Origin of the sequence: Vibrio sp. V38_P2S17PM301 (assembly GCF_009904845.1) — a bacterium.
Taxonomy (GTDB): Bacteria; Pseudomonadota; Gammaproteobacteria; order Enterobacterales; family Vibrionaceae; genus Vibrio; species Vibrio proteolyticus.
The window spans coordinates 1-2655 of the sequence record NZ_WXWO01000007.1; the positions used below are offsets into that span (position 1 = coordinate 1).

General features: G+C 47.2%; 4 protein-coding genes, 2 tRNA genes and 1 rRNA gene. All 7 read left to right on the forward strand.

Annotated features, from left to right (window positions below; all coding sequences use genetic code 11):
* Nucleotides 1-20 precede the first annotated feature (20 nt).
* Nucleotides 21-136 (forward strand): 5S ribosomal RNA (rrf, locus tag CAG64_RS02150).
* An 84-nt stretch (nucleotides 137-220) separates the two neighbouring features.
* Nucleotides 221-297, forward strand: a tRNA-Asp gene (locus CAG64_RS02155).
* A gap of 35 nt (nucleotides 298-332) precedes the next feature.
* Nucleotides 333-409: transfer RNA gene (locus tag CAG64_RS02160), tRNA-Trp, on the forward strand.
* 197 nt (nucleotides 410-606) lie between these two features.
* On the forward strand, nucleotides 607-939 hold the full coding sequence (locus CAG64_RS02165; RefSeq protein WP_161452770.1) for a DUF1904 domain-containing protein: 333 nt from the start codon (nucleotides 607-609) through the stop codon (nucleotides 937-939).
* An 18-nt stretch (nucleotides 940-957) separates the two neighbouring features.
* Entirely contained in the window at nucleotides 958-1800 is an 843-nt protein-coding gene (mepA, locus tag CAG64_RS02170; RefSeq protein ID WP_161488557.1) for a penicillin-insensitive murein endopeptidase, read from the forward strand.
* Nucleotides 1801-2070: 270 nt separating this feature from the next.
* Nucleotides 2071-2382: a hypothetical protein gene (locus CAG64_RS02175; RefSeq protein ID WP_040903009.1), complete on the forward strand. Its 312-nt coding sequence runs from the start codon at nucleotides 2071-2073 to the stop codon at nucleotides 2380-2382.
* 174 nt (nucleotides 2383-2556) lie between these two features.
* Nucleotides 2557-2655 (forward strand): transposase (locus CAG64_RS02180; RefSeq protein WP_171052004.1); only part of this gene is annotated, 99 nt, incomplete at its 3' end.

Genomic DNA, 2655 nt, shown 5'->3' on the forward strand with positions numbered 1-2655 from the left:
TTCCGAATTTTAAGAATTTGCTTGGCGACCATAGCGATTTGGACCCACCTGATTCCATGCCGAACTCAGAAGTGAAACGAATTAGCGCCGATGGTAGTGTGGGGCTTCCCCATGTGAGAGTAGGACATCGCCAGGCTTTTATTTCGTTTTTAGATTTTAGACCTTTTAATTAAGGGAAAGTCTAAAGACAAAAAACTTAGACTTAGAGTCTAACCAGTGCGGAGCGGTAGTTCAGTTGGTTAGAATACCGGCCTGTCACGCCGGGGGTCGCGGGTTCGAGTCCCGTCCGCTCCGCCATTTATTCGAGAGTCGTCTCATTAAACACGAACTGTAGGGGTGTAGCTCCAATTGGCAGAGCAGCGGATTCCAAATCCGCGTGTTGGGAGTTCGAATCTCTCCACCCCTGCCATATTCAAGGCCTCAGTCGAAAGACTGAGGCCTTTTTGCTTTTAAAACTATTCATCTTCACTGTTCAAATACGTCAAGCGTATTTCCGTCCTTTTTTCTAACCCCGCTTCTCCCAAAATAAGTTGATACTGACGGCCGTGAGTTTACGCATATATCTTGCTATTATTTCTTATCAACCCAATGACTTAGGATTTTTCCATGCCCCATTTACGTTTTCGTGCTGTAGAGCCTCAAACCGTTCAAACGCTATCTAATACTTTGCTTGATGAGCTGCAGCCTCTGATGGCATGCCCACGAGAAGACTTTACATTTGAGTATATCTACTCCACTTTTTATTATGAAAGCGAAGTGACAGCGGCGTATCCGTTCGTTGAGGTGCTGTGGTTTGATCGTGGTCAGGAGGTTCAGGATCAAGTCGCTCAAATCATCACTCAACAGGTGCGCGCTATTATGGGTGAAGATGTTGATGTTGCCGTTATTTTCTCAGCACTGAAACCCAATGAATACTATGATAATGCACAGCACTATTGATTAACGCTAGGAGGGAAAATGCGCAAGTTTTGTTTAGTAGGATTACTCATTTGGCCATTTTCTCTTTATGCCACGCCTTGGGAGCAACTTAAATCGCCTTCTTCACAGCCGAGTCAATCGATCGGAAGTTATGCGAACGGCTGTATTGCGGGGGCAGAACCTCTTCCGTTACAAGGAGAAGGTTACCAGGTGCTGCGCAGTCAACGCGCACGTTACTATGCGCATCCTCAAACGATTGAATATATTGAATCGCTTGCTGCTAAGGTGAATGCCAGCCTGAACACAAATCTGTTGGTGGGGGATCTTTCCCTACCACAAGGTGGCCGTTTTTCCAGCGGCCATTCCAGCCATCAAACCGGGCTTGATATCGACATCTGGTTGCGTTTAAGCAGTGTCAAACTCAATGACTCAGAGTTGGCAAAGCCAGAGCCAGTGAGTGTTGTGAATCTTCAACAGTATCGACTGACACGGGAGAACTGGCAGCAAAAGCATTTCCAACTGATAAAAATGGCGGCGAGTTACGATCAGGTAGCTCGGATATTTGTGCACCCCGTTATCAAGCAACAGCTGTGCGACAGTGAACCTTCAGAGGAGCGTGCCTGGCTGCGCAAGGTCAGGCCGTGGTGGGGGCATCATTACCATATGCACGTACGCTTAAACTGCCCTGAAGGCGATCGCAGTTGTACACCTCAGGCGCCGCCGCCTCGGGGGGATGGGTGTGGGGCTGAGCTGGCCAGTTGGAAACCACAACCCAAGCCAAAAATACAGCAACCCGTCGCCACTAAAACGCCAACGAAAAAGCCGTCAGTCAAGCGCATGCCGTCTCAATGTATGGCGATGTTAGAGCAATCAACCAGTTGAGTATGTATTGTGAGTCTTAGTTTTGGGAATGCAATTGCATAACTAAAACTGGAGAAGCGTCACACTTTTGTCTACAGTGAATTTATCGAGTATGACTTACCTAAGGCACACGCTGTAGGTCAGCAGAACGATCAGGCTGATCCGTTTCGCGACTCTGCGATTCGGGCAGTGATTACCTGAGTATCAATCGGTTGGCATCTGAAGGATAAGGTATGAATTAAATCTGTGGGTCGGAGGCTTGCGACTCGTTAAACAGACTTCAAGGAAAGGATGAAGACGATGATTTGTGCACGAGAGTTTGCCGATTGGCTGAGAACGCGTTTTGAACAGGAGAGTGGTGGGATCACCATGACACGCGAGGACGTGAATCAGCTTACCGGACGCCAGAGTTTCAGCATGGGGTTTGTCAATGACGTTCACTATGAGTTGATGCAGCATGGCATGGCATTCGTTACCGATATGGGCAGAGAGACGTTTTATTTAATCCCGATTTCAGATGCATTGCCCTGGCGAGAGCGGTTGGAATATCAGTACGAAAAAGAGCTATTCTGCAACATTTATCCGATGGAAAAATCCGGTTAATCAAAGGCCACCTATTACGGTGGCCTCATTTTGTATAGAGAAAACCCCCAGCTAGGCTGGGGGTTCCGTAAAGCTTACAGCTATAAGTTAGTTATATAACCCCTTTCAATTTGATAAAAACGTCTTGTGGTCTGGCAACTGCAAGAGTTAATTAAGAATTGAAAGGGGGTCCCAATGGGGGACGAAAAGAGCTTAGCGCACACGCGATGGAATTGTAAATATCATGTGGTTTTTGCACCAAAGTACAGAAGGCAGGTGTTCTATGGTGAGAAA

Coding starts and splice junctions, on each gene's coding strand:
- CAG64_RS02165 (WP_161452770.1), top strand. CDS start 607: ATGCCCCATTTACGTTTTCGTGCTGTAGAGCCTCAAACCGTTCAAACG.
- mepA (WP_161488557.1), top strand. CDS start 958: ATGCGCAAGTTTTGTTTAGTAGGATTACTCATTTGGCCATTTTCTCTT.
- CAG64_RS02175 (WP_040903009.1), top strand. CDS start 2,071: ATGAAGACGATGATTTGTGCACGAGAGTTTGCCGATTGGCTGAGAACG.